Below are 22,159 nucleotides of genomic sequence, written 5' to 3'. Positions count from 1 at the left end.
ATATAGTGTAGATAATGAATTATGTCAATTGCAATCAAGGTCTCCGCACTCCGCAAGTCCTTCGGTCCGGTTAGTGCCCTCGACGGGCTCAATCTCGCCGTCCATGCCGGCGAAGTCCACGGCTTCCTTGGGCCCAACGGCGCCGGTAAGACCACCACGATCCGTATCCTGCTCGGCCTGGTCCGCGCCGACGCTGGGATCGCGCGATTGCTTGACACCGACCCCTGGCGCGACCGCGTCGCACTTCATCGCCGCCTAGCCTACGTTCCCGGCGACGTCACACTCTGGCCCGACCTCTCCGGCGGCGAAGTGATCGATCTGCTTGCGCGGCTGCGCGGAGGAATCGATCCGGCGCGAAGACGAACCCTGCTCCAGCGGTTCGATCTCGATCCCACAATGAAGGGGCGCGCCTATTCGAAAGGTAACCGACAAAAGGTAGCGCTGGTCGCGGCGCTCGCCTCCGATGTGGAGTTGCTGATCCTCGACGAACCCACCTCCGGACTTGACCCCCTGATGGAGGCGATGTTCCGTGAGTGCATCAGCGACGAGCGCCGGCGCGGGCGGACCGTGCTGCTCTCCAGCCACATTCTTGGCGAGGTCGAAGCGCTCTGTGATCGGGTGAGTATCGTCCGGGCGGGCCGCACCGTCGAAAGCGGAACGATCGCCGACCTGCGTCATCTCACCCGCACCTCGATCACGGCCGAACTCGCGAAGCCCGCAGACAGGGTGGCCGCACTGCCCGGGGTGCACGACGTGGCCGTCGATGGCGGGCGTCTCCGATGCCTGGTCGAAGGCACTGAACTGAACGCCTTGCTTCGCCACCTCACGACGCTCGGACTGAAAAGCCTGATCAGTCAACCGCCTTCGCTCGAGGAGTTGTTCATGCGTCACTACCGCGACGAAACCGACGGCAGTGCGCAAAGGCAGATTCTTCGATGAACTCACTAGCGGGCACCGCCTCGATGCTGCGCCTGCATCTGCGGCGCGACCGGATAGTACTTCCGGTCTGGATCGCACTGTCCTCCTTGCCCCCGCTAGGCGTCGCCCTCGGCATTGCGAAGCTCTACCCGACGCCCGCCGCGCTTCGAGGATTCGCAAACGAATGCATGAGCAATCCAGCGATCGTAGGCATGCTGGGGCCGATTCTTGAGCCGACACCCGGCGCAATCGTAGCGTGGCGAACTGGCGTGATGGGGATGCTGGTCGGTGGAATTCCGAGTCTGCTGCTCGTCGTCAGACATACGCGCGGCGAAGAAGAAAAGGGGCGACAGGAACTGCTCGAGGGATCAGTGATGGGCCGCCATGCTGGCCTTACCGCGGCACTGATAGTGGTCATGCTGTCCAACCTGCTGTTGGCCGCGCTGATTGCTGGCGCCTTGATAAGCGTCGGGCTTTCCGCGGCGGGATCGATCGCGGTGGGAATCTCATGGGCTGCTGCGGGATGGATGTTTGCGGCGATCGGGGCTGTGACCGCGCAGTTGACCGTAACCGCGAGCGTCGCCAATGGTCTTGCGCTCTGGCTGTTCGGAGGATTTTTCATTCTCCGGATGGTGGGTGATTCGGGCGGCGAGCGCGGCCCGCTCGCATGGGTGTCGTGGTTGTCGCCGTTAGGATGGACGCGACTTACGCGCCCATTTGCGGGCGAACGCTGGTGGGTATTCGCGATGGTGGTCGGTTTCACCGCCGCAATGACGGCGGCAGCATATGCACTTGCCTCGCGGCGTGAGCTCGGGGGTGGTCTGCTCCCTCTGCGCGCGGGGCGCACCGCGGCCGCTCCGTCCCTCAGCGGTCCGTTCGCGCTCGCTTGGCGCCTACAGCGCGGTATGCTGTTCGGATGGATCGGGGGCTTCGTTGCGCTTGGCGTGCTGCTTGGGGCTGTCGGCCATAACCTCACCCCGCTGCTCGACACTGCAACGCTGAATCGTTGGCTTGCGCAGATACGCGCGCACGATCCCGCCCACGCCTTCCTTCGCTTGGTCATCTACACGTTGGGCCAGGTGATCTCCGCCTACGCGATCTTGGCCGTGATGAAGCTGCGGGAGGAGGAAACCGCTATCCGCGCCGAACCGATCCTTGCCACCGCGGTGAGCCGCGCGCGATGGGCCGCGAGCCATCTGGTCTTCGCTGCCGCGGGACCGGCGCTCGTGTTGACCGCTTCGGGGCTAGCGATCGGCCTGGGCTATGGAGTGGTCACCGGAAACCTCAGCCATGAGGTTCCGCAGATGCTGGCTACGACACTGCGCACCTTGCCTGCGGTATGGGTGATGGGCGGCATCGCGATGCTCTTAATCGGGGCCGCGCCGCGCTACGCGAACTTCACGATCTGGCTCGTGCTTGCCTCCTACCTGTTACTAGAACTGGCATGGGAGCTGAGGCAGGTTGGCCAATCGTTGTTCGATCTGTCGCCGTTCGCCTACGTCCATTGGACGTTGGGGCAAGGGAGCACCGCGTCGTTTGCTGGCTTGGCGGTGACCGCTGCTGCCTTGACCGCGGCGGGCATGCTCGCTCTCGGCCGTCGCGATATCGGGTGATTTAGCCGATTCACCAGCGGTTGGGATGTTTTCGCGAAATTTGAATTGGGCTCACGTAGCCGTCGCGGGCTGAACGGTCGCCCCAAATCGATACGGCTCAGGGGTCGGCCCACCTTGCTACCTGTGCGGGGTAATCTTGTCAGTCTTTTTGTTGTACGACCCGTCCTTGGTAGGTCACGATCTATCGCTCACCACGAAAGGCCAGTTCCCACCAACCGTCCAGGGAATCGTCCGGAGGACGGTGGCTTGGGCTTCTTCGGTGGTGGACGCCAGCCCCGAGGGTACTTCCGAGTCCTTACGCTCCCACATAGCAGCTATGTAGTCCGCCTGGGGTGCGCCGAGCTGATGTATCTGTCCGTCGTCGACTACAATGACTCCGGAGCTCTCGAAGCAACGGTCCCCTCAATCTTCTAGGACAGTTGTCTCCACGGCACGACAAATGCCGAACTGAGTCTGAGGACCCAATGCCTGCCTGGGACAAGGCCGCCTTCCTCAACGATAGGCGAACGTTCATCGAGCACCTGTAGATACTGGAGGCAGAGGGCTGCCGATGGTTGGTCGTTCCGCTCGCTGAAGACGAGTCATCCGAAACCTTCCGATGCAGCAAATGCGAGATGATCGCGTCGGACGCCGCACCTTTATATTCGCCGCTCATCTTCAGGGAGCGATTCTAACTTTTTCTCGGCAGCCTTGGTTTGCTGCATCAAGACATTCATGTGGGCACCGTAAAGCTCCCGCACTTAATTTACTGGCGCTAGCCGAGAGGCCCAGCAGAGCTAGCGATTGCCGAGCAAAAATACTCCTACTTCCCTATGTAGGGCCTTCGCGAATTCGTCTACCATCGCTTCCCCATAGGGATGCCGATAACGATTGCCGGATTTGCATCAATTTCGTATTCCCCGGAAAATCTACTAGTTCTCACCGAGCTTAGTCTGAGCTGATTTTTTCAATTCCCTGCCTTCAATGGTCCTTCTCGTGCTTCATCGAACACGAATCGTATGGCATTGGATCAGTGCTCTCAACGCCGCTTCGCTTGGGCGCGGGCGCTATCGAAGTCATCCAGGCTGGCGCGCACCTTTTCCGGGGTATGCGCGGCGCCCTCGCGGACATTGGTCATGAAGCCGAGCAGTTCGTGCGCCAGATGGAACCCAGCGTCCTGCACGTGCCGCTGCTGCAGTTGCCGGCGAACGATTTGCTTGCTCATCAGGCGCGCGAGCTTGGGCATGCGGAGGATACGGGCGGCGATGGCGCGAGCGCGAGGCATCAGTTCGGCATGCGGCAGCACTTCGTTGACCATGCCCAGACGGAGCGCCGTCTGCGCGTCTATCGTCTCGCTGGTGTAGAGATAATAGGCCTGTTGCTTGGGATTCATCAGGTGCTGGAAGGCGAGGCCCAATCCGTCGCCAGGCGCGAGGCCAAAGTCGGCGTGAGGATCCTTGAAGACAGCATCATCGGCGCACAAGGTAATGTCGCACATGAGCGCGGTTTCGAAATGCACGAATGCAGGACCCTGGATTACTCCGATGGTCGGCACATTCAGGCCGAAGACGACATTCTCCGTATTTTTGAGGGCGTCGTAATATAGCCGGAAGGCATTCTCCGCGGTGCACGCGCCGGCGAACGCCGCGCGCATCTCGTCAGTGATCTCGCCTGTCCGCCCCATCTGATACTCGATCCACTGGTCGCCCGAGCCGGTGACGATGATCACCTCGTTCTCTGGATCGTTGCCCATCTCGAGCCAAGCCTGGCTCCAGACGTTGAACCATCCGCTGGCGCCTTGCACGCCACCGTTATGATGCAGGCGTGCTTCGAGCACGCCATCGTTGCGTTCGAACGCGAATACGTGGCCATACTTCTTCGCGTAGTCCTCCAATCGTGGCCGCGGAACGTCGCCCCTAAGGTTGGCGCCCTGGCTTCTTTGCTCACTCATCGTTTTGCTCCTTTCGTGCGCCTCTGCTGAATTAGAGTCGCCATTTGCGGCGAGCCTACCGAACTAAAAGCGGACTACATTCCGCGTGGAGGCTCGCTAAATTTCAAGGCGACTGTCTTCAGAATATCCGACCTACCACGCCACTCCTTCCGCCTTAAAGGCTAGGATTTCGTCCATCGTATAGCCGCAGACCTCCTGGAGTATTTCGTCCGTGTGTCGGCTGAATTGTGGGGCCCCTTTCTTCAGCGGGGCCGGCGTCTTCTCGAGCTGAAAGGGACTCGACACCGTCTTGAGTCCATTATCCAACTCCACCAGGTACTCGTTACTCACGACCTGCGGGTCGGTGGGCAGGTCGCTGACCCGGTTCACCACCGAGAACCAAAACTCCTTCTCTCGAAAGAGCCGCTCCCAGTGATCCCGCGGCCGAGCGGCAAAGGACCGGTCGAGGAGAGCAATCAGCTCCGTGCGATAGGCCGCCCGTTTGTCATCGGTGGTAAAGCGTGAGTCATGTTCCAGCTCCGCAAGTCCCATGACCTGACAGAACTCCGGCCAGAACCGCTGTGCGACCGCCATCCCACATGCGATCCACTGCCCGTCGCTACAGCGGTAGAGATTCATCAGCGGGTTGGCAACCTTGGTGCGATCGTAGGGTGCGAAGTCTTCCCCCATGTTGAGATACTGAGCCACGTTATAATACTGCAGCCACATCATGGTGCTGAGCTGAGACGCCGACACTGCCTGGGTGACGCCGTGCCGCTCGCGCGCGAGCAGCGCGGTCAGGACCCCGAAGCCGAGCATAGTGCCGGACAGAATGTCGCTGAGAGCGCCCGTCAGGTAGACCGGAGAACCATCAGCGGCAGGAGTGTTAAACATTATGCCGGCGCGAGCCATCCCCACGGTATCCTGGCAGGGATCCTCGGCGTGCGGGCCGCGCGGACCAAACCCGGTCGCATGCGCATATATAAGATGGGGGTTGACCCCGAGGAGCGTCTCACGATCGGCGCGAAATTCTCGCAGTGCACTCGGGTGCAGGTTGGTCACCAGCGCATCGGAATGTTGCGCGAGCCGATAGAGCACCTGCTGCCCCTCTGACCGTCGGAGATCTACGCTAATTGACTTCTTGTTACGATTGGCGAGCTCGAACATGAGATTGCGCCCGTCGGGGAGAAACTGCGGCTGCCCGAACAGGGAGCTGATTCCTCGTGCAAAGTCGCCCTGCCCGGGTTTCTCGACCTTGATCACTTGGGCTCCCAAATCCGCGAGCACCATTGCGGCTGTTGGTCCTTGAACCCAAATCGTCAAGTCGATGACCCGGATCCCTTCTAAGGGCATCCGGTATGTTTCTTCCATCAGGTCCTCCTTTAGGACCAAGCCGACGTCATTGGCGGCTTCTGGAGGACAGCTGGTCCTTAGAACCTAACGTTCTGACCCGCTTTCTCTCGAGTCCGAAGCAGCCTTGCAGATTCGCCTCGTTTCGCGTGTCGTCCCTCGCGATGAGTTACCGTCCACTGCCAAAGAGTTAGAACGCAAGATAGCCTCGAATCCGGCCAAAGCCCAAGTTACTACCGACAGTGAGGGATAACCTCGCGGGCGAACAGCTCCATAGAACGCCGGACCACGGCGGGCTCAACGAGCCCGCCCTGATTGAAGTAACAGATAAATTCATTCATCCCGAATTCACGTTGCAGCGCGCGCACCCGCTCCACACAGTAATCCGGATCGCCGAAGGCGGCTCCTAAATCTTCCACCTCCTCGTATGTAATCTTTGCGAGTCGATCGACGGCCCGTTGCAGCGATTGATAGCTTTCCGGCAGTGCCTGTATATCGGGTCGCCGTTGATCGAGGAAGCTGAAAAAGTGCATAATGCTCGGTTCAACTTCGCGGCGCGCTTGCTCACGACTGGGTGCTGCATGAACTGGGAAAGCGACCGCGACATCCTGCTTCACCCCGGACGGAAGACTGTCACGATGTGCGCCAATATACTCTCGCAACTTCTCCATCGAACCGGCAATCAACGGGGTGGCAAAGATCGGCAGTCCCAGACGGCCAGCTATCGTATAGGTTTCGGGGCTATTGGCCGCAATCCGCAGCGGCGGGTGCGGCTTTTGGACCGGCCGGGGAAAAACCTGCAAGTCCTGCATACGCCAGTACTTTCCCTCAAAGGTGAGCCGGTCGCTGGTCCAGGCCTGGCGGATAACCGCGAGTGCTTCCTCGAACCGTTCGCGGGTCTCCTCCACCGGCACATTATAGGCGGTGAACATCATCGGTGCGGCGCCTCTGCCTACTCCCAATTCCAGGCGTCCGTCACTAAGAATATCGACCGTGGCGGCATCCTCAGCGATTTTCAGCGGATTGTGTAGCGGTAAGAGGGTAACCGCGGTGCCCAGGCGAATGCGTTCAGTCCGCTGGGCGGCGGCGGCCAAAACCGTAAGCGGCGACGCAATACGAGAAACATTGGGAAAAAAATGAATCTCCGCCAGCCACGCCGTATCGAACCCAACTTTATCCCCCAGCTCGATCTGGCCCAGAATATCGCTGTAGCGCTGGCCCTCAGACTGCCACTCCGCACACGGTAAATGATCCATAAAGCCAAAACGCATTTTTTTCTCCTTCACTCACAAGCCGGGCTGGAATTCCGATGCAGCATCGTGGCTATTTCAGAAGCGACCGACTGCTCTGATAGCTTCATACCTGGATAGAATCGCACCAGCGCGCCGTCGGGCGAGCAGGAATAATTTCATCGCGTGCATCATGGCGTCATCTGAGCCTCGTGCGTGACCCAGTAGACGCGTATCAGCGGCTTGATTCTATCTTCAGAGCCGTTCGCAAGAATCCATCCCTTGTTGGGCGGTTCCTGGTTCTTTGCATACTGCAGCAGCTGCGGCGTCCGGTCGTTGGCCGGATCAGGGGTGACCATGAGCATCGTCGCCTCGGCGGCGGCCCCCGGTAACAGGGCAGAAGCCACCGAGCGCATCTCGGCGACCATCATCTCGCATACCCCTTTACATATGATATCGGTGCCAAAGCACCATGCCTCCGCATGCCCCGACTCGATCTTTTGTCTTCTACTTCTTTGTCCCTACCCCATCGAGGAACGTGGTCAAAGCGGTCTCGGTCTCCATGGGTCTCTCAATCCAAAAGCCGTGGCCGGCGTCCGGAACGACTACCAGCTTGGCTCCTGGAATAGCATCGGCCAAGTCTGAAGAGAGATGGGGCGGGACCATTCTGTCTTCGGCCCCGGTGATGACCAGGGTCGGGCAATGCACCGCCGAGAGACGATCGGTCGTGCCACCCCACGACACCAAGGATTCCCCTCGCCGCTTTACACCAACCTGGTTGAGAGGTAGCGCTTCACGCTGTCGCACCAGCTCCAGTACGACCTCAGGGTGAGATTCGATGAAGCCGCACGCAAAGAGCACGCTGGCCACAGCCGTCGCGCGCTCGGAGGCCGTATACTGGCGGTCCGTCGCGGTCGAGGCGGTCGCCGAAGTCATGTCTGCTGATGCTGATGCGTCCCTTTCGCTCAAGCGCCGCACGTCGGACGTCGTACAGCCGAGGACGAGGCTTAGAACCTGGTCCGGATGCCGAAGAACGACCTCCTCCTGCGCGATCACTCCACCCATCGAACAACCCACCACATGCGCCGGGCTGAAGCCCGCGTGCTTCATCAACTCTACGGTCTCGTCCGCGATCAGCTCCACCGTATAGGGTTCGTCAGGTTTGTCGCTCTGGCCGGTACCCCGCTGATCAAACAAAAGGACACGGTTCCGCGCCTGGAGCATTCGAACGAAGCCGCCCATTAGCAGGTGGTCACCTTGGAAGCCGTGGATCACGACAACAGGCGACCCATCCTCGCCATGCACTTCGTAATACATTCGTACGCCAGTCACCGTTGTAAAAACATCAAGGGTGGTCCTTATCTGTACCTCTAGCCGTCTCGGTCGCGACGCAGGATGCCCTTCAACGAGAGTGCTGGAGACGTCGCCGGATTTGCCGCGGTTGGGCGGCTTCTATCGACTCGCCGCGCTGGCTCCCTCACGATCGGCTCCAGAACCGGCATTTCTTGGATTGCCGGTAAAACCTCCTTGGCGAACAGACGCAAGCTCTTTTCTGCGAATTCCATTGGCATTCCGCCAAATTTCATCGCGGCCGCGATGTGGCTGGGATGCACCAACTCGCGTATGTCTTGTATAGTACTCAAGGCTTGATCTGGCGTCCCGACGGGCATCTGGGAAAAGACCTTATCGAATAACTGCGTGGCTACATTCACGGCCGAGGCTCCTGGCGTCTGTTTCGCTAACTCCAGCTGAGCCTTTTGCAGACCGGCGTAGTACTCGTAGCCTCTGATCTGATTGATTGCCCGGGTTTTCATTGTTGAACAGTGCGAAGCCTCAAGGGGTTCTCCAACCTATTCCCAAAATCGAGACTCGCGAGCACGTGCCGATCGCCGTGTGTGCTCGCAAAACCTGCGGTTCTTGTTTCCGCGCGCTCTCCGGAGACTTTGTCTACAACGACCCCGGCGCAGCTGCTTACCAGCGACTCCAGCGCACCTGTGAACTCAAATCACTGCGCAGCCGCGCCCGCCTTTTCGGCTTTCAGCTACTCGATCAAACTACTGGCGAAGTTCTAAATGCTTTTTCGTAGAAAAAGACACAGGGCTGGTCCCGAGCGTAAGATTCATCGAAAGTCAGTTAGGCGCTCTCACTTTTAAAGGAGGACTTGGATGCCACAGAATGCTGCACCCAATATTATCGTCATCATGGGTGACGACATCGGGTGGTTTAACCTCGGGTCGTATCACCAGGGCATGATGGCGGGCCGAACGCCGAACCTCGACCGAATGGCGGCCGAGGGCATGCGCCTTACCGACTACTACGCGGAGGCGAGTTGCACGGCCGGTCGAGCCAACTTCATCACCGGACAGTTGCCGATCAGAACCGGTCTGACTACTGTCGGCCAAGCGGGCGCGAAAGTTGGGATACCGGCCGAAGCACCCACCATTGCTACCACTCTCAAGGCGATGGGCTACGCGACGGGCCAGTTCGAAAGAATCACTTGGGCGATCTCAACGAATATCTGCCCACAGTTCACGGCTTTGAAGAGTTTTTCGGCTATCTCTATCACCTCGACGCTATGGAAGACCCGGCGCATCCCAACTACCCACCGGCTCTCATCGACAAGATCGGCCCACGCAACATGCTGCACTGCTGGGCGACCGACCAGAACGATCCGACCGTCCAGCCTCGTTGGGGCGAGATCGGCAAGCAACGGATCGAGGACGCGGGCACGCTCTATCCAGATCGGATGAAGACCGTCGATGACGAGATCCTGGCACACACCATGAAGTTCATCGACAGGGCCAAGGCTAGTGGCAAGCCGTTCTTCTGCTGGCTCAACCCGACGCGCATGCACGTCATCACCCACCTCTCCGAGAAATACAATAAGCTGCGCACGCCGGAGAACGGCTGGTCCATCCACGAGGCCGGCATGGCCCAACTCGACGACATCGTCGGCGCGGTCATGAAGAAACTCAAGGACGATGGCCTAGACGACAACACCCTGCTCGTTTTCACGACCGACAACGGGACCGAGAATTTCACTTGGCCGGACGGGGGCCAGACGCCATTTGCGGGCGGCAAGGGAACCGTGCTCGAAGGTGGCTTCCGCGCTCCATGCCTCGCTCGCTGGCCGGGCAAGGTCCCAGCCGGCAAGGTCGAGAACGGGATCATGTCGGGGTTAGATTGGTTCCCGACCCTAATTGCTGCCGCCGGAAACCCGAACATCGCCGAGGAGCTCAAAAAGGGCAAACAGCTCGGCGACAAGACCTACAAGGTCCATCTCGACGGCTACGACCAAACCAACCTTATCACCGGCAAGGGACCGTCGAATCGGCACGAGATCTTCTATTTTGCCGAAGGCACCTTGGGCGCAATCCGCTTCAACGATTACGAGTACCGCTTCATCGACCAGCCCGGCGGCTGGCTTGGCGCCACGCAAAAAGTCGATTGGCCAATCCTGGTCAACCTGCGGCTGGACCCGTTCGAACGCTGCGGTGCTAGCGGATCGCTGGCCTTCTACGATTGGTTCAAGTACGAGTTCTGGCGCTTCGTCTTTGTGCAAGAGGTCGTCATGCGGGCGGCGCAGACCTTCATCGAGTTTCCGCCGATGCAAAAGGGCGTCTCCTTCAACATGGAGTCGGTCAAAGAACAGGTCGCAAAAGCGATCGCGTCACACTCCGGGAATTGACGCGGTACCGAATAGGCTGCACCGCCGCGTTCGACAAGAACGCAGCGGCGACAGACATGCTTAAACTTTTGGTTGCTACTCATCCAGCGGATCTAGGCGGGGGTTGAAGGTTTATATGGCAGCCACCTTGTCACGTGGATTCGCCGGAGCAGGCAGATGGTTACGCAAAGAGTTCGTCGCCCTCTTGCCCGTCTTCCTCTTTTTTCTGGTGGGATTCTTGCTCCTAATTACGCTCATCAAGCTGGCGCTCGCGCAATTCTCGGTTGAGATGACGGTAGTTTCCCGCGCGGTAATTGGCGCCCTGTTGGCTGCCAAAGCAGCGCTCGTACTTGACGAGACGCCGCTCGCACGCAGCCTCGAGCATGATCGCCGGATTATCGCGGTCGCCGTCAAGGTGCTTTTCTACGGGGTCGCCAGTCTGCTCCTCCTTAGTGTCGAACGAGTGCTGGAAGCGCTACCTAAGGTTCACAGCTTTGACGCGGCCTTCCGATACGCATTCGAGCACGCGACTCGATATCGGGCCCTGTCCTGGGCGCTGGGAATAAGTATCGTATTTGCGCTCTACTTCGCGTTTCTCGAGATCAACGAGCGCATGGGCGAGGGGGAGTTGTGGAGACTGTTTTTCGAATCGTCAAAAACTGCCACAAATTCGGGCCGACCCTCGACTTTTAGTACGGGCAAACGTCGAAGCTGAGGCGGTTTGCGCTGGATGCCGTCGACCAGGGCTCGCTAGATGTCACGGATAACGCGAGAACTTGGCGGGCAATTATGCCTAGCAAAGGTGATGCTACTGGTTCTGGCTACTGCTGCTGACTAGCACGTGGGTTGCTATGAGCGGACTATGCCTGCCTGAGTCAGAACCGCGACTTCGCTCATTACTTTTTGGCTTCAGCGTTTTCAAATTCTTTCAGATCGTGAGAGAGGGCGGGGAGCAACGCAACTATCTCATCGGCGCACGCCAATTTGGACTTTTGCTAGTGAGCATCGGCCTGATCTCGCTGGTACTGGCCACGCTGCAGTATCGGCAGAATATTCGGATGCTGGGCGAGGAGTATTAAGGCCGCCCGCGCTCGCCGGCGGTCATCGTGGCGGGGCTAATTTCAATTCTCGGCGACCTCGCATTGACTGTAATGATTTTTCGTCAATGATTCCTTAACAGTTTCGAAAGGACCTGCAAGCTCCTTTTGACGCGCACTCCGAGTCAATTTCGAACGACATAGCCGTAAGGGATGAAATCTCATGAGCAATGGAAACTATGACATCATCATTATCGGCAACGGCGGCGGCACGCTGGCGCGTCACCTAGCGCCCACGGGCAAGAGCATTTGAACGGACTTCACCACGAGTGCTGCCTCTCGGCCCGTGCTGCATGACTGTCGTTGAGTTTTTGTGGACGACAGAGAAGACTCATCACTGCCCAAAGCGGAAATCAGCGACGGGCCGGTTGAAGAATACTAAAACATGATTTTAGCCTCAGACAAAACGTACATTAACCGGAAGTGATCGTGGCTGGTTTGGTTTGTACGAGGCTCGTTGCTGCGGACTTCACCAGTTGCCCAACAAGGACGACGTACGGGTGAATTCGGCTGCCGCAGATGCCGCCCGCCTGTTCGAGATCGTAGGCGTCAACATACTGCTGAGCGGCGATAACGCCATCGCCGTCGGAATGGCGATACACAACCTGCCCACGACACAAGGGCGGATCGCGTCGGCGGCGGGAATCGGCGCGGCCATACTGCTGCAGATTGCTGCGACGTTGACGGTGGCGCGGTTGCTGAAACTGCCGGCGGTTTCGTTAGCCGGCGGATTCCTGCTCTGCGTTATCGCGATCCGTCTAACGCGTAAAGATGGAGACCTCCCGCAACCCACTCCTCATGCTTTCCCCGATCAGGGTTTGTATCGCTCGATCATGACGGTAACCGGCGCTTATTTCGTCATGTGTTTTGACAATATCCTGGCCATCGCGGCGGTCGGACGCGGTCATCCGGTGCTGCTGGTCGTTGGAGTGCTGCTCAGCAGCGCGGTGATCATCCCCGCCAGCCTGGTGATCGCCAACCTGATGAAGCGCTATCCGGTAATGCTGGCCATCGGTTCCGCAATTTTGGGCTGGGTCTCAGGCTCGATGCTGGCCGCGGTGGCGTCGCGGCTGGGCCATTTGCCTATCGGTCCAGTCTTAATCCCCGCTGTGATTACAGTGATCGTAGTGACCTCTCCGTGGTGGTGGCGCTCCAGGAATAGGAACGCGCAGCCGGACTTACCCACGTTATTGAGTTGAAGGCTGCGTCGGTAGACCGTTGCGTCATCTGTAGCCGTTTCAAAAAGAACCGGCGCCGTTGTAAGCCACCCGCCAAAATGGTTCCGGCGAGAGGTTTTGAAAATGCCTGGAGAACTTCGTTCGGCACTACCGGTGTGTGTCGCCGGGACAGCTTTCACGACGCCATCGCTCGCTGACCTCACGCGCGAGCCTTTGGAAGTGCAGCGTGCCGACGTGGAATGCGCACAGATCGCTCGAGTCAAGGTCTACGCTGAAGTTGCGCCTGCATACCACGCGCAGGACCGATGGAGTAAATGATTGCCGCCAACCCTGACGGTTTGGCCAAGTGTTCTTGACCACTTGTGAGTGTCCCCCGGTTGCATCCTGGTCCTCCCTGAACCCGACGGTCCCAGGCAAGAGCGACGAAGAATGCGCCGTACGGTGGTCCATGAAGACTAAACAAACGTTCCCTCGAGGCTCAGGTGTCTTTCATGGCGGGCCTGATGGCGCCCTGGTTGCTGGAGTTGCTATTCGCGCTGATAATGCTTCAGTCGGTCTATTTCGAATTGACCAAGAAGGGCGACGACATCTTGCCCAAGGGCAGCCCGGTTGCCGCGCGCCTGGAGCTGGGGGGCGCGAATTGCCCAGCTCCGGCGGTGGCGTGGCGCTGCATTATGGCGTGACCAACCTGGCCGGCGGCGGCGCTATGATGGTCATCGCCGGGTTGATGTCGGGTCTGCTGGGAATCGGATCGGGGTCGCTCAAGGTGATTGCGATGGACTACCTGATGCACATTCCGCTCAAGGTCTCCAGCGCGACCAGCAACTTCATGATCGGCGTCACTGCCGGCGCCGGCGCGCTGGTGGGCAGCCGTATCCTGCCCTACGCCGACGTAAAATGGCTGCGCATCGGCTGCGTGATAATCCTGGCCGTGATCGCGATCGTGATGGGCTGGCGCGCACTTACCCGAATCTGAGCATGAAGGCACAAGACGAAGATCGGATCCTGTGCGTGTGGACGCCCGTAATCCTGCGCACGGTGCTGGCGGCGGCCGGGATTGTGCTGATCGCGGGCCTAATCGCAATCAGCCTGACGCGGGGCCAATATTTCATGCATTTCCGGGCCGTGCAGCACAACGCTGGCGTAAAGGACTACCTGACATTCGGGCACCTGATGATGCGCGCGTTGCAAGGCAACACACGCTCAATCATGACCCGAGGGCTGATGAGCCTAACGCTGGTGCCGCTGGTGCGCGTCGCCTTCTGCCTGCTTTTCTTCATCAAGACCCGCAACAGGGCTTCGTGGTTTTCACCGGGTACTTGGTGGCCGGCGTACTGCTGGGCGTATCAGGTGAACTATGGTGAGAATTCTGGTTAAGTCCGAATCGGTCCGCGCGCCTATCTCCGAGCCCACGTCCGCCGGCTCGGGTGGACTGAGTAATCTTCAACTCGTCACGATGGCGATAGCTGCTGCCGTCACTGCCGCTAATCTCTATTACTGTCAGCCGCTCCTGAGTCAGATCGCGCGCAGCCTTCACATGACTGCGCGCGAGACCGCCGATATCCCCATGCTCACCCAGATCGGTTACGCCCTGGGACTTCTGTTCTTTGCGCCGCTAGGCGATATGGTCGAGCGGCGCAGACTCGCGACGGCGCTGCTTCTGATCGTCACGGTAGCGCTCATGGGGATCGCTTCGGCTCCAGACCGCTGGGTGCTGCTGGCAACCTCGCTGATAACCGGGATATTCAGCGTGGTGCCGCAAGTGATGGCGCCGATGGCGTCGGCGCTGTCGAAAACGGAGGCGCAGGGGCGGGCGGTGGGAATCGTGCTGGGCGGCATGCTCATCGGAATTCTGCTTGCGCGCACAGTGGCTGGCTTCGTCGGCACCTGGTTCGGCTGGCGCGTGATGTATGCCGCTGCCGCGGTGATGATGGTCGCCATGGCGGGACTGCTGCGAGCGATATTGCCGGTTAGCCGCCCCGATGCGCGAATCCGATATCGAGAGCTTCTTTCGTCACTAATTCCGCTCGCGCGCAAGCTGCCAGCGTTGCGCCAGGCAGCGATCATGTCGGGCTTCGCCTTCGGCGCCTTTTGCGCCTATTGGACCGCGCTGGTCTTCTTTCTGGAGAAGCCGCCCTATCACTATGGTGCTCAGATGGCCGGATTGCTCGGGCTGGCCGGTGTTGCGGGCGCGCTGGCTGCTCCTGCGGCCGGATGGCTCTCCGACCGTGGCTACCCGCGGCTCGCATCGGGATGCGCGTTGTCGATCGGGATGATCGCGTTTGGGTTGCTGTGGACCTTAGGAAGAACGATAGCTGGTCTCGCTATCGGCGGCATTGTTCTGGACCTCGGCACGCAGGCTAATCTGGTCACCAATCAGACGCGCGTCTACAGGTTGATCCCCGAGGCACGCAACCGCATCAATACTGTCTTCATGGTCACGTACTTTGTCGGCGGCGCGCTTGGCACCTTCCTGGCTGGCTTTGCGTGGACCCTGTGGCAATGGACCGGCGTCTGCACGTTGGGTGGGTCGTTCTTCGGCGCCGCGCTAATCGTATGGGCTGCCGGAAGCTGGGAGTCAGAGGTCGGAGTGCAACGTGCCGGAGCGGTCTGAGTTCAGGCCGGTGACAGACTTCGAGCGCAAGCCGCAGCTGGCCCGATCCTGCAAGAGATCTGACAATCTTTGTCCGGCGGTATGACGCCTTTGCCTCTTCGGAGATCATCTTGAATCGCTCTGAGCGCACGTGAGCGTTGGTCGAGGAACGACGCGCCGGTGGCCCTCTTATCGGGGACGCAAATGTCGAGCACTTTCTCCGCCAAGGATAATAAGGCGTTGGTGGCGATCTGCATCGCTTGCGAGAAGACAATACCGACCGCGTCGATGATCAGTTTAGCCGATCGAGAAAATGACCAGGTTAAGCACTTTCCGGTTTGCCTTATCGTGCGCAAATGAGGGCTGGCTGGCGACCGCCAGGGTTCAGCGGAGTTTATCAACCACCTTACGCGTAACGCATCTTTGCGAATGCCCGTCCGGCCATCGATAGGGTTGATCCGGTATCAAGAGCGCTGGCTCTGGACGATGATTTGTGCCTTGGTGGCTGCGGACCCGGCGCCGCGCCTGGATCAAGTAAATCCGCTCGGCCGTGGCTTCACGATTCTTTGTCCGTGTCGGCCGGTCAGTTCTTCCCTTGCTGCTGGCCGGTTTTGGCTCTCTAGTGATTGGTCTTGAAAATGGTAGTTGCTGGATTTCGAAAAGCGCAGTATCTGCGGAACCATTTGCAAGCACGCTCGTCCATTTGTCGGATAGCCCCGTGACACTGATCGCAGAGAATTAGGGTTTTCCACTTACCGGAGATAGCGGGGCCGTGAATGGAGCACCGCCTACCTGGCCTGCCGCAGCGCTCGCACGCATCTCCCATTGCATCATCATGCGCCGTGGACGGCCGGAAAGCGAAAGGGTGCAACCTTTTTGATCCGGCCCGCTGGTCCGCGACCCGTGCTTGGCGAACATTGACCCCTGGCGTATTGGGCAGGTCGTTTTACGAGGACCGGCGGACCCGTGAAGAGAAGTGATGGCTGGGAGAGGCTTACGCGCACTATGCGATTGCATCGGGCAGGTTCGCGACCGCGAAGGCTCTCTCACTTCGCGGGCGACTCTAACCACCAGGCGCGGATTCGCCGCCATCTGCGAAATCGAATTCGGCTTGGACTCGCTTCTAATCGAGCGGCTGGCGGTACTCGGCGATTGTGATAGCATTTCAGTTACGCGGGTGATTGCATGAAGGGGCTTTCAGTGATTCCATCTCCAATCCACGAGGCGCTCGGAGCGGCAGACCAAACCCTGCGGGCTACGCTAGCCGAACTTGCTGCTGACAAGCGCAAGCAAATGCCGAACATCTCGGACCGCGAGCTGGCGGAATATCTTGCCGATCAGATGGGCTATCGCGGTCCCGGCAACGTGCGAGCGCTGGTAGCCTCGCGTGAGCGAATAACCAAATCTCGACGAGCGGTCGGTTTGCACAAGTAACAGCGCTGGCCGGTCGTAGCTTTCTCAAAACTTGATTCGCGCTGCGAGCGCAGGGATGAACCTTGGTGACGATCAAAACCGTGGTGCGTAAAGACTAACTATCGCTGGGCAACTCTGCGGCTCTGCAACTATGAGATAGTTCGTGCGCGACGCCATTTCGGCTGCGTTAAAATAGAGTGCATCTGGTGGATCGGGTTTTGAGAAGCGAAGGTGAAATGAGAATTGAGGACTCAATGCCGATGTGGGACAAGGCAGCACTTTTCAAAGACAGGCAAGCGTTTATTAAGCACCTGCAGCGGCTGGAGGCGGAGGGTTGTCTATGGCTGGTGGTTCCGCTCGCAGAGGATGAATTGTCGGGATTATTCAAGTGCAGCAAGTGCAAGACGGTCGCTCCCGACGCGGCACCCCTCTATTCACTCGCGACGCACATCGCATTTGAACAGGAAGTGTTGCGCGCGATCGAGGCTAGTAACTCGGACACCGAATTCGAGAGCATGGTTTCCCGAATCGTCGAGGAAGAACCGACCCCGATGGTATGCGCCTCATGCTGTCCCCGCGGTAAGCCCCACCGTCACGACCTGAACCACGCTTTCTAGTCATCGAATTTGACGACCCGATAGCCGCAGAATTCCGTTCCCAAAGCGGTGTCTATCCGGGGACTCCGCTAGCGTTGCGAGGAGCGTGGTTGCGCGCGGCGGGGCGTCCATGCGATGCATCGCATATTCCGCTATCACGAGGCATGATCATGACGCAGGAATTCCGCCGAATCGTCACCGGACATGACGCCGAGGGAAGATCGATTATCCTGAGCGACGGGCCGCCGGCTCCGATCGCAGAATTCTGGGTCACTGACGGCGCCCCCGCCGACAACTCGACTTCGGGCGATGCTGCCAAGCGTCCACGAAAGCTCGAGCCGCCGTCCAACGGGAGCAAGTTCCGCTTTTTCATGGTCGAGCCCGAGGATCCGAGTATCCCTGCCCCACAGCGCGAGGAGATGGCGGCGCGCCGGTTCGAGGCGATGGGAGCGTCACATTGCCGCGTCGACATCCGGCGCCATCCTGCGATGCACAAGACAAGCACGGTCGATTACATAATCGTGCTCTCGGGCCAGGTAACGATGCTGCTCGATAAGGCCGAAGTGGACTTAAAGCCGTTCGACGTCGTGATCCAGCGCGGGACCAACCATGCGTGGGTGAACAAGGGCAAGGAGCCGGCGCTGCTGGTGGCGGTGCTGATTGACGCGAAACCTGTGTAGGTCTTTCGCGATGGATTCAAACGCGGTCTTGAGAAGTGCTGCAAATTCCCGATGATCCGCCGAAAAGGATCCTCTGACTTCAGAATTTCGTCTCTCAGTCGGATCGACAACGACAGCGACCGCTACAGTGAAATTGATTCCATGGAATGCTTCGTTTAGTCCTCGGTAGTTGGAGCAGAGACGGCTATCGAACCTACGTCGGATGGACAATCGATCTGGACCGGCGTCTGGCCCAGCACAATGCCGGCACCGACGCTCGCTCAACCCGAGGGCGGGTCTGGGTCTTGCTTTATGCGGAGCGGCACGCGACGCGAAGCCATGAGCAATGAGTGGCACCTGAAACGTGATCGACAGCTGCGCAGGCGGCTGACGCGGTGGTGGCACGCCGCATGAGCGAAGACGCAGTTCATGTAAGGTTGAGGCTGCACGTCAACACCGCGACATGGAGAGACACGACCCCGTTCGACTGTGGGGACTTTCGTGGGACTCTGGGTACAAATCCGTATCAGCCAGTACGTGCAGCTAGTGTCGGCCAGAATTTAGAAAACCCTTCTGCCACAAGGGTTTCGCACCTATTGAGTGATCTAGGCTGATGGCCTACGAAAACGGCGGTCATGGTTGCGCGTCGGGATCGAGTCAAATAGAGTCACCTGGATGGTTAGGCGCTCGGCCATCGTGCTGCTGTCGGTGCTGATGGTTTTATCGTTGGGCGGAATCTTGTGCGCGCAAGTCTATGCTGGGAGCGCAGCCTATTGTTGCAAAACGTCGTGCCCTAAATCGCAGCATCGCGATCCGGTGAAATGCTGCGCCGTCAATCCCGCGAAGACCACGGCCGAGGTCGCATCAACTCATCAAGTCGCCCCTGACCCGACCTGGATGGCGCGGGTGAGTTCTCTAGCACCCTTTTCGGCCAAGCCAGAGCTGAGAGCGGTCGCATTCGAAAGGACCCACCCGCCGCCCGGGTTGGCGCCATCACCTGAGCGGCTCTGTTCGCTGCAAATCTGATCCGGTTCCATCGCATTCTCTGATTGCGTCCGCGGCCTCGCGCTTGTCACGAGATCGCCGACGTTCAAGGGCGACCCGCTCACGCGCGTCGCGTGCTCGCACCGATGTAAATCACCGGCTGCGACCGAAACGATGGATGGATACAGATGACGCTGCACTTACGTTATCGGCGTCTGATGCTTTGTGGTGCTCTGCTAGTGCTAATGCTCCAGACCGCTGCGGTCCGAGCTGAAACAACTTCATCGCGCCCTGGACCGGAGCCGATCGCTATCGAGGCGCTCGTCGCCGAGGCGATGCGATCGAATCCCGAGATCGCCGGCGCGCGAAGCCATTGGCAGGGCACGACCAAAGTTCCGCGGCAGATAGGCACGCTCGACGATCCGCAGATATTTCTTCAGGAATTTACCGTCGGCAGCCCCGCGCCAGCATCGGGTTACGAGACCAGCGATTTCTACTACACGGGCTTTGGCGCATCACAGGACATCCCGGGGCCAGGCAAGCTCCGGCTGCGCTCGCAGCATGCGGAAAAAGACGCCGAGTATGCGCGGGCGAACGTCGAGTCGATCGAGAGGCGCGTAACGGAAAAGGTGCGCGAGTCCGCCCTCAACCTGTTCTACCTGACCCGGGTGACTCCCCTTCTGATGCGGACTCGTAGCGAGCTGCAGGACATCGCGCGCAGCGCAGAGCAGCAATATCGCACCGGGATGGCGCAGCAACAAGACGTGCTGAAAGCGCAGCTCGCTGCCACTTCGATTCTCAAAGAGAGCGAGATGAACCGGAGCGATATAGAGGCGGCCGAGGCAACGCTGAAGGCGTTGCTGGGGCGCGAGCAGGACACCCCCGACATCGCCATCGCCGAAGTCTCGCCGAACTCGTTCAATTTCCCCGAAGCGCAGCTTACCGATGCTGCCGACGCGGGTTCGGCCGATCTCAAGATGGCACGCGCGATGTTGGCGGGGAGCAAAGACGCGCTCGACCTCGCGCGTCAGGACTATTGGCCCGATTTCAGCATCGGCTACCAGTACAACAAGACGGGGCCCGGCTTCCGCGACTATTACATGCTCACGGTCGGAGCGAAGGTCCCGCTGTACTTCTGGCGCAAGCAGACTCCTGCGGTCGAACAGGCGGCCGCGGAAAAGCAATCAGCGGAAAGCCAGCTGCGCGCGGCGCGCCTGAGCACGGTTTCCGATTTACGCAGCGCGGCGGTTGAAGCGCGCAGCCAGGAACGCGTCATCAATCTCTATCGCGACGGACTTATCCCGCAGGCCGAAGCTACGCTGGGTTCAGCCACGGCGGCATATCGTACCGGCAAGGTCGACTTCCAGACCCTGCTGTCGGCGGTGACCGACCTGCTGAACCTGCGCGAAGGCTACTATCGCGCGATTGCCGATCATGAAATCGCCGTCGCACGAATCAAACAGATCATCGGTGAACGGTCATGAAGTACCTATTCAAGAGCACAGCACTGTTTCTGGCGTTCCTGGCAGCGTCTCAAGTGGCGAACGCACAGACGAATCTCGCGCCCATCGAAATTTCGCCCGAACGCCGCCAGCTCATCGGCCTTCAGACTGCGACGGTCGAGGAAAAGGATCTCGTCGGAAAAATCGCTACCACCGGAACGGTCGAGGCCAACGAGCAACTCGAGGGAGCGGTGCAGACCCGGTTTGCAGGATGGCTACGGCAGGTGTTTGTGAATCAGACCTACCAGCCGGTCCGCAAAGGGGAACCGCTCTTCACGATTTACAGCCCCGACCTGGTCAACACTGAAAACGAATATCTGATCGCGCAAAACGCGAGTGCCCACCTGGGTCAAAGCACGGTCGATGGCGTGGCGAATGGCGCGCAGTCCCTGACCTCTGCGGCGCTCGATCGTCTGCGGCTATTCGGCGTACCGGGGGCAGAGATAGCGCGGCTAAAGAGAGAGGGTAGGGTGCGTGAAGCGGTCGAGATCGATTCTCCGATGACAGGCTACGTGCTCGAGCGGAACGCACTGCCCAACATGTACGTGCAGCCCGACACTAAGCTTTACGGGATCACTACGCTCTCCAGCGTTTGGATCTATGCGGCCGTCTTCCAGGACCAGCTAGGCGAGGTGAAAGTCGGTGATCCGGTCGCCGTGACGGTTGATGCCTATCCGGGCCGTTCATTTTTGGGCCGGGTAGATTTCATCTGGGCAGCGATCGATTCGAACACGCGCACCGCTCGGGTGCGATGCAGCTTTGACAATCCGGAGCGGCTCCTCAAGCTCGGCATGTACGTCAATATAGCGATCGCTCCCCACTTCGGGCGGGGACTGGTGATTCCCGACTGCGGAGTGTTCCGCACCGGGACTCACAACGTGGTTTTTGTCGATCGCGGGGACGGCTACCTGACCCCGGTCGAGGTTGAATTGGGAGCGCACCTAAACCGAAGCTTCGTAGTGCTAAAGGGCCTCAGCCCGGGGCAGCGGATCGTCAGCTCGGCGAACTTTCTCATCGACTCCGAGAGTCAGCTTCAGGCCGCGGCGGGTTCATATGCGCCGCCTCCGCCCGGTGTGAGCTCGGCGGCAGGGCAACCTCAGGGCCAGGGTCCGAGTGCAAACGCGGTTTTGACCAGCGATCCGAATCCGACCGCTCGAGGAAAGAACAAACTGACCGTAGTGGTCACGGATAGCTCGGAGAAACCTGTTTCAGGTGCACAAGTTTCAGTCACGTTCTACATGGCAGCGATGCCCGCCATGGGAATGGCGGCGATGAAGGCGCAGTCAAATCTCACCGAACAGGGGAGCGGAACTTACACTGGCACCATCGATCTGCAAAGCGGCGGGACCTGGCAGGTGACGGTGAGCGCCAGCAAGGGAGGTCAGGCAATCGCCGGAAAGCAGTTCAACGTTTCGGTGTCCGGCCCGATGGCGATGTGAGGAGCGGGTACG

Annotated in this window: 20 protein-coding genes; 15 read left to right on the top strand and 5 right to left on the bottom strand. The window is 59.5% G+C overall.

Features of this window, described 5'->3' with window-relative positions:
* Nucleotides 1-21: 21 nt before the first annotated feature.
* On the top strand, nucleotides 22-939 hold the full coding sequence (locus VGI36_19210; GenBank protein ID HEY2487278.1) for an ABC transporter ATP-binding protein: 918 nt from the start codon (nucleotides 22-24) through the stop codon (nucleotides 937-939).
* On the top strand, nucleotides 936-2,531 hold the full coding sequence (locus VGI36_19205; GenBank protein HEY2487277.1) for a hypothetical protein: 1,596 nt from the start codon (nucleotides 936-938) through the stop codon (nucleotides 2,529-2,531). The genes VGI36_19210 and VGI36_19205 overlap by 4 nt, the downstream gene beginning before the upstream one ends.
* 1,018 nt (nucleotides 2,532-3,549) lie before the next feature.
* Here VGI36_19205 and VGI36_19200 read toward each other — a convergent pair.
* The 5 genes from VGI36_19200 to VGI36_19180 all read right to left on the bottom strand — a co-directional run bounded on the left by VGI36_19200 (nucleotide 3,550) and on the right by VGI36_19180 (nucleotide 8,351).
* Nucleotides 3,550-4,461, bottom strand: a complete 912-nt coding sequence (locus tag VGI36_19200; protein HEY2487276.1) for an enoyl-CoA hydratase/isomerase family protein — start codon at nucleotides 4,459-4,461, stop codon at nucleotides 3,550-3,552.
* Between the two features lie 132 nt (nucleotides 4,462-4,593).
* Nucleotides 4,594-5,811: a CoA transferase gene (locus VGI36_19195; GenBank protein HEY2487275.1), complete on the bottom strand. Its 1,218-nt coding sequence runs from the start codon at nucleotides 5,809-5,811 to the stop codon at nucleotides 4,594-4,596.
* Nucleotides 5,812-6,023: 212 nt separating this feature from the next.
* Entirely contained in the window at nucleotides 6,024-7,061 is a 1,038-nt protein-coding gene (locus tag VGI36_19190; GenBank protein ID HEY2487274.1) for an LLM class flavin-dependent oxidoreductase, read from the bottom strand.
* A 149-nt stretch (nucleotides 7,062-7,210) separates the two neighbouring features.
* Nucleotides 7,211-7,471 carry an SCO family protein gene (locus tag VGI36_19185; GenBank protein HEY2487273.1) on the bottom strand — a complete coding sequence of 87 codons (261 nt, stop codon included), beginning with the start codon at nucleotides 7,469-7,471 and terminating at the stop codon, nucleotides 7,211-7,213.
* 55 nt (nucleotides 7,472-7,526) lie between these two features.
* Nucleotides 7,527-8,351, bottom strand: coding sequence for an alpha/beta hydrolase (locus VGI36_19180; protein HEY2487272.1), 825 nt, complete (start codon nucleotides 8,349-8,351; stop codon nucleotides 7,527-7,529).
* A 1,165-nt stretch (nucleotides 8,352-9,516) separates the two neighbouring features.
* Here VGI36_19180 and VGI36_19175 point away from each other — a divergent pair.
* From VGI36_19175 to VGI36_19115, 13 genes are all read left to right on the top strand, one after another.
* Nucleotides 9,517-10,707, top strand: a complete 1,191-nt coding sequence (locus tag VGI36_19175; GenBank protein ID HEY2487271.1) for a sulfatase-like hydrolase/transferase — start codon at nucleotides 9,517-9,519, stop codon at nucleotides 10,705-10,707.
* Nucleotides 10,708-10,822: 115 nt separating this feature from the next.
* Nucleotides 10,823-11,401 (top strand): hypothetical protein, encoded by a 579-nt coding sequence (locus VGI36_19170; protein HEY2487270.1) that lies wholly within the window; start codon nucleotides 10,823-10,825, stop codon nucleotides 11,399-11,401.
* Nucleotides 11,402-11,621: 220 nt separating this feature from the next.
* A complete protein-coding gene (locus VGI36_19165; protein HEY2487269.1) occupies nucleotides 11,622-11,765 on the top strand; it encodes a hypothetical protein in 144 nt (47 codons plus the stop codon).
* A 494-nt stretch (nucleotides 11,766-12,259) separates the two neighbouring features.
* Nucleotides 12,260-12,982 (top strand): YjbE family putative metal transport protein, encoded by a 723-nt coding sequence (locus VGI36_19160; GenBank protein HEY2487268.1) that lies wholly within the window; start codon nucleotides 12,260-12,262, stop codon nucleotides 12,980-12,982.
* A 461-nt stretch (nucleotides 12,983-13,443) separates the two neighbouring features.
* A complete protein-coding gene (locus VGI36_19155) occupies nucleotides 13,444-13,644 on the top strand; it encodes a hypothetical protein (protein HEY2487267.1) in 201 nt (66 codons plus the stop codon).
* Complete coding sequence (locus VGI36_19150) at nucleotides 13,623-13,937, top strand: TSUP family transporter (protein ID HEY2487266.1); 315 nt, start codon at nucleotides 13,623-13,625, stop codon at nucleotides 13,935-13,937. The genes VGI36_19155 and VGI36_19150 overlap by 22 nt, the downstream gene beginning before the upstream one ends.
* Nucleotides 13,938-13,939: 2 nt before the next feature.
* Complete coding sequence (locus tag VGI36_19145) at nucleotides 13,940-14,338, top strand: DUF1634 domain-containing protein (GenBank protein HEY2487265.1); 399 nt, start codon at nucleotides 13,940-13,942, stop codon at nucleotides 14,336-14,338.
* On the top strand, nucleotides 14,322-15,575 hold the full coding sequence (locus VGI36_19140; protein HEY2487264.1) for an MFS transporter: 1,254 nt from the start codon (nucleotides 14,322-14,324) through the stop codon (nucleotides 15,573-15,575). Before VGI36_19145 ends, VGI36_19140 begins: the two co-directional genes overlap by 17 nt.
* A 1,179-nt stretch (nucleotides 15,576-16,754) precedes the next feature.
* Complete coding sequence (locus VGI36_19135; GenBank protein HEY2487263.1) at nucleotides 16,755-16,988, top strand: hypothetical protein; 234 nt, start codon at nucleotides 16,755-16,757, stop codon at nucleotides 16,986-16,988.
* Between the two features lie 215 nt (nucleotides 16,989-17,203).
* A complete protein-coding gene (locus VGI36_19130; GenBank protein ID HEY2487262.1) occupies nucleotides 17,204-17,584 on the top strand; it encodes a hypothetical protein in 381 nt (126 codons plus the stop codon).
* A 149-nt stretch (nucleotides 17,585-17,733) separates the two neighbouring features.
* On the top strand, nucleotides 17,734-18,243 hold the full coding sequence (locus tag VGI36_19125; GenBank protein ID HEY2487261.1) for a cupin domain-containing protein: 510 nt from the start codon (nucleotides 17,734-17,736) through the stop codon (nucleotides 18,241-18,243).
* A gap of 1,151 nt (nucleotides 18,244-19,394) precedes the next feature.
* Nucleotides 19,395-20,690: a TolC family protein gene (locus VGI36_19120; GenBank protein HEY2487260.1), complete on the top strand. Its 1,296-nt coding sequence runs from the start codon at nucleotides 19,395-19,397 to the stop codon at nucleotides 20,688-20,690.
* Nucleotides 20,687-22,147, top strand: coding sequence for a FixH family protein (locus VGI36_19115; protein ID HEY2487259.1), 1,461 nt, complete (start codon nucleotides 20,687-20,689; stop codon nucleotides 22,145-22,147). The genes VGI36_19120 and VGI36_19115 overlap by 4 nt, the downstream gene beginning before the upstream one ends.
* Nucleotides 22,148-22,159: the final 12 nt, after the last annotated feature.

The sequence above is a fragment of the Candidatus Binataceae bacterium genome, from assembly GCA_036495685.1.
In the GTDB taxonomy this organism is placed as follows: Bacteria; Desulfobacterota; Binatia; order Binatales; family Binataceae; genus JAFAHS01.
This window is presented reverse-complemented; position numbering and strand designations above follow the sequence as displayed.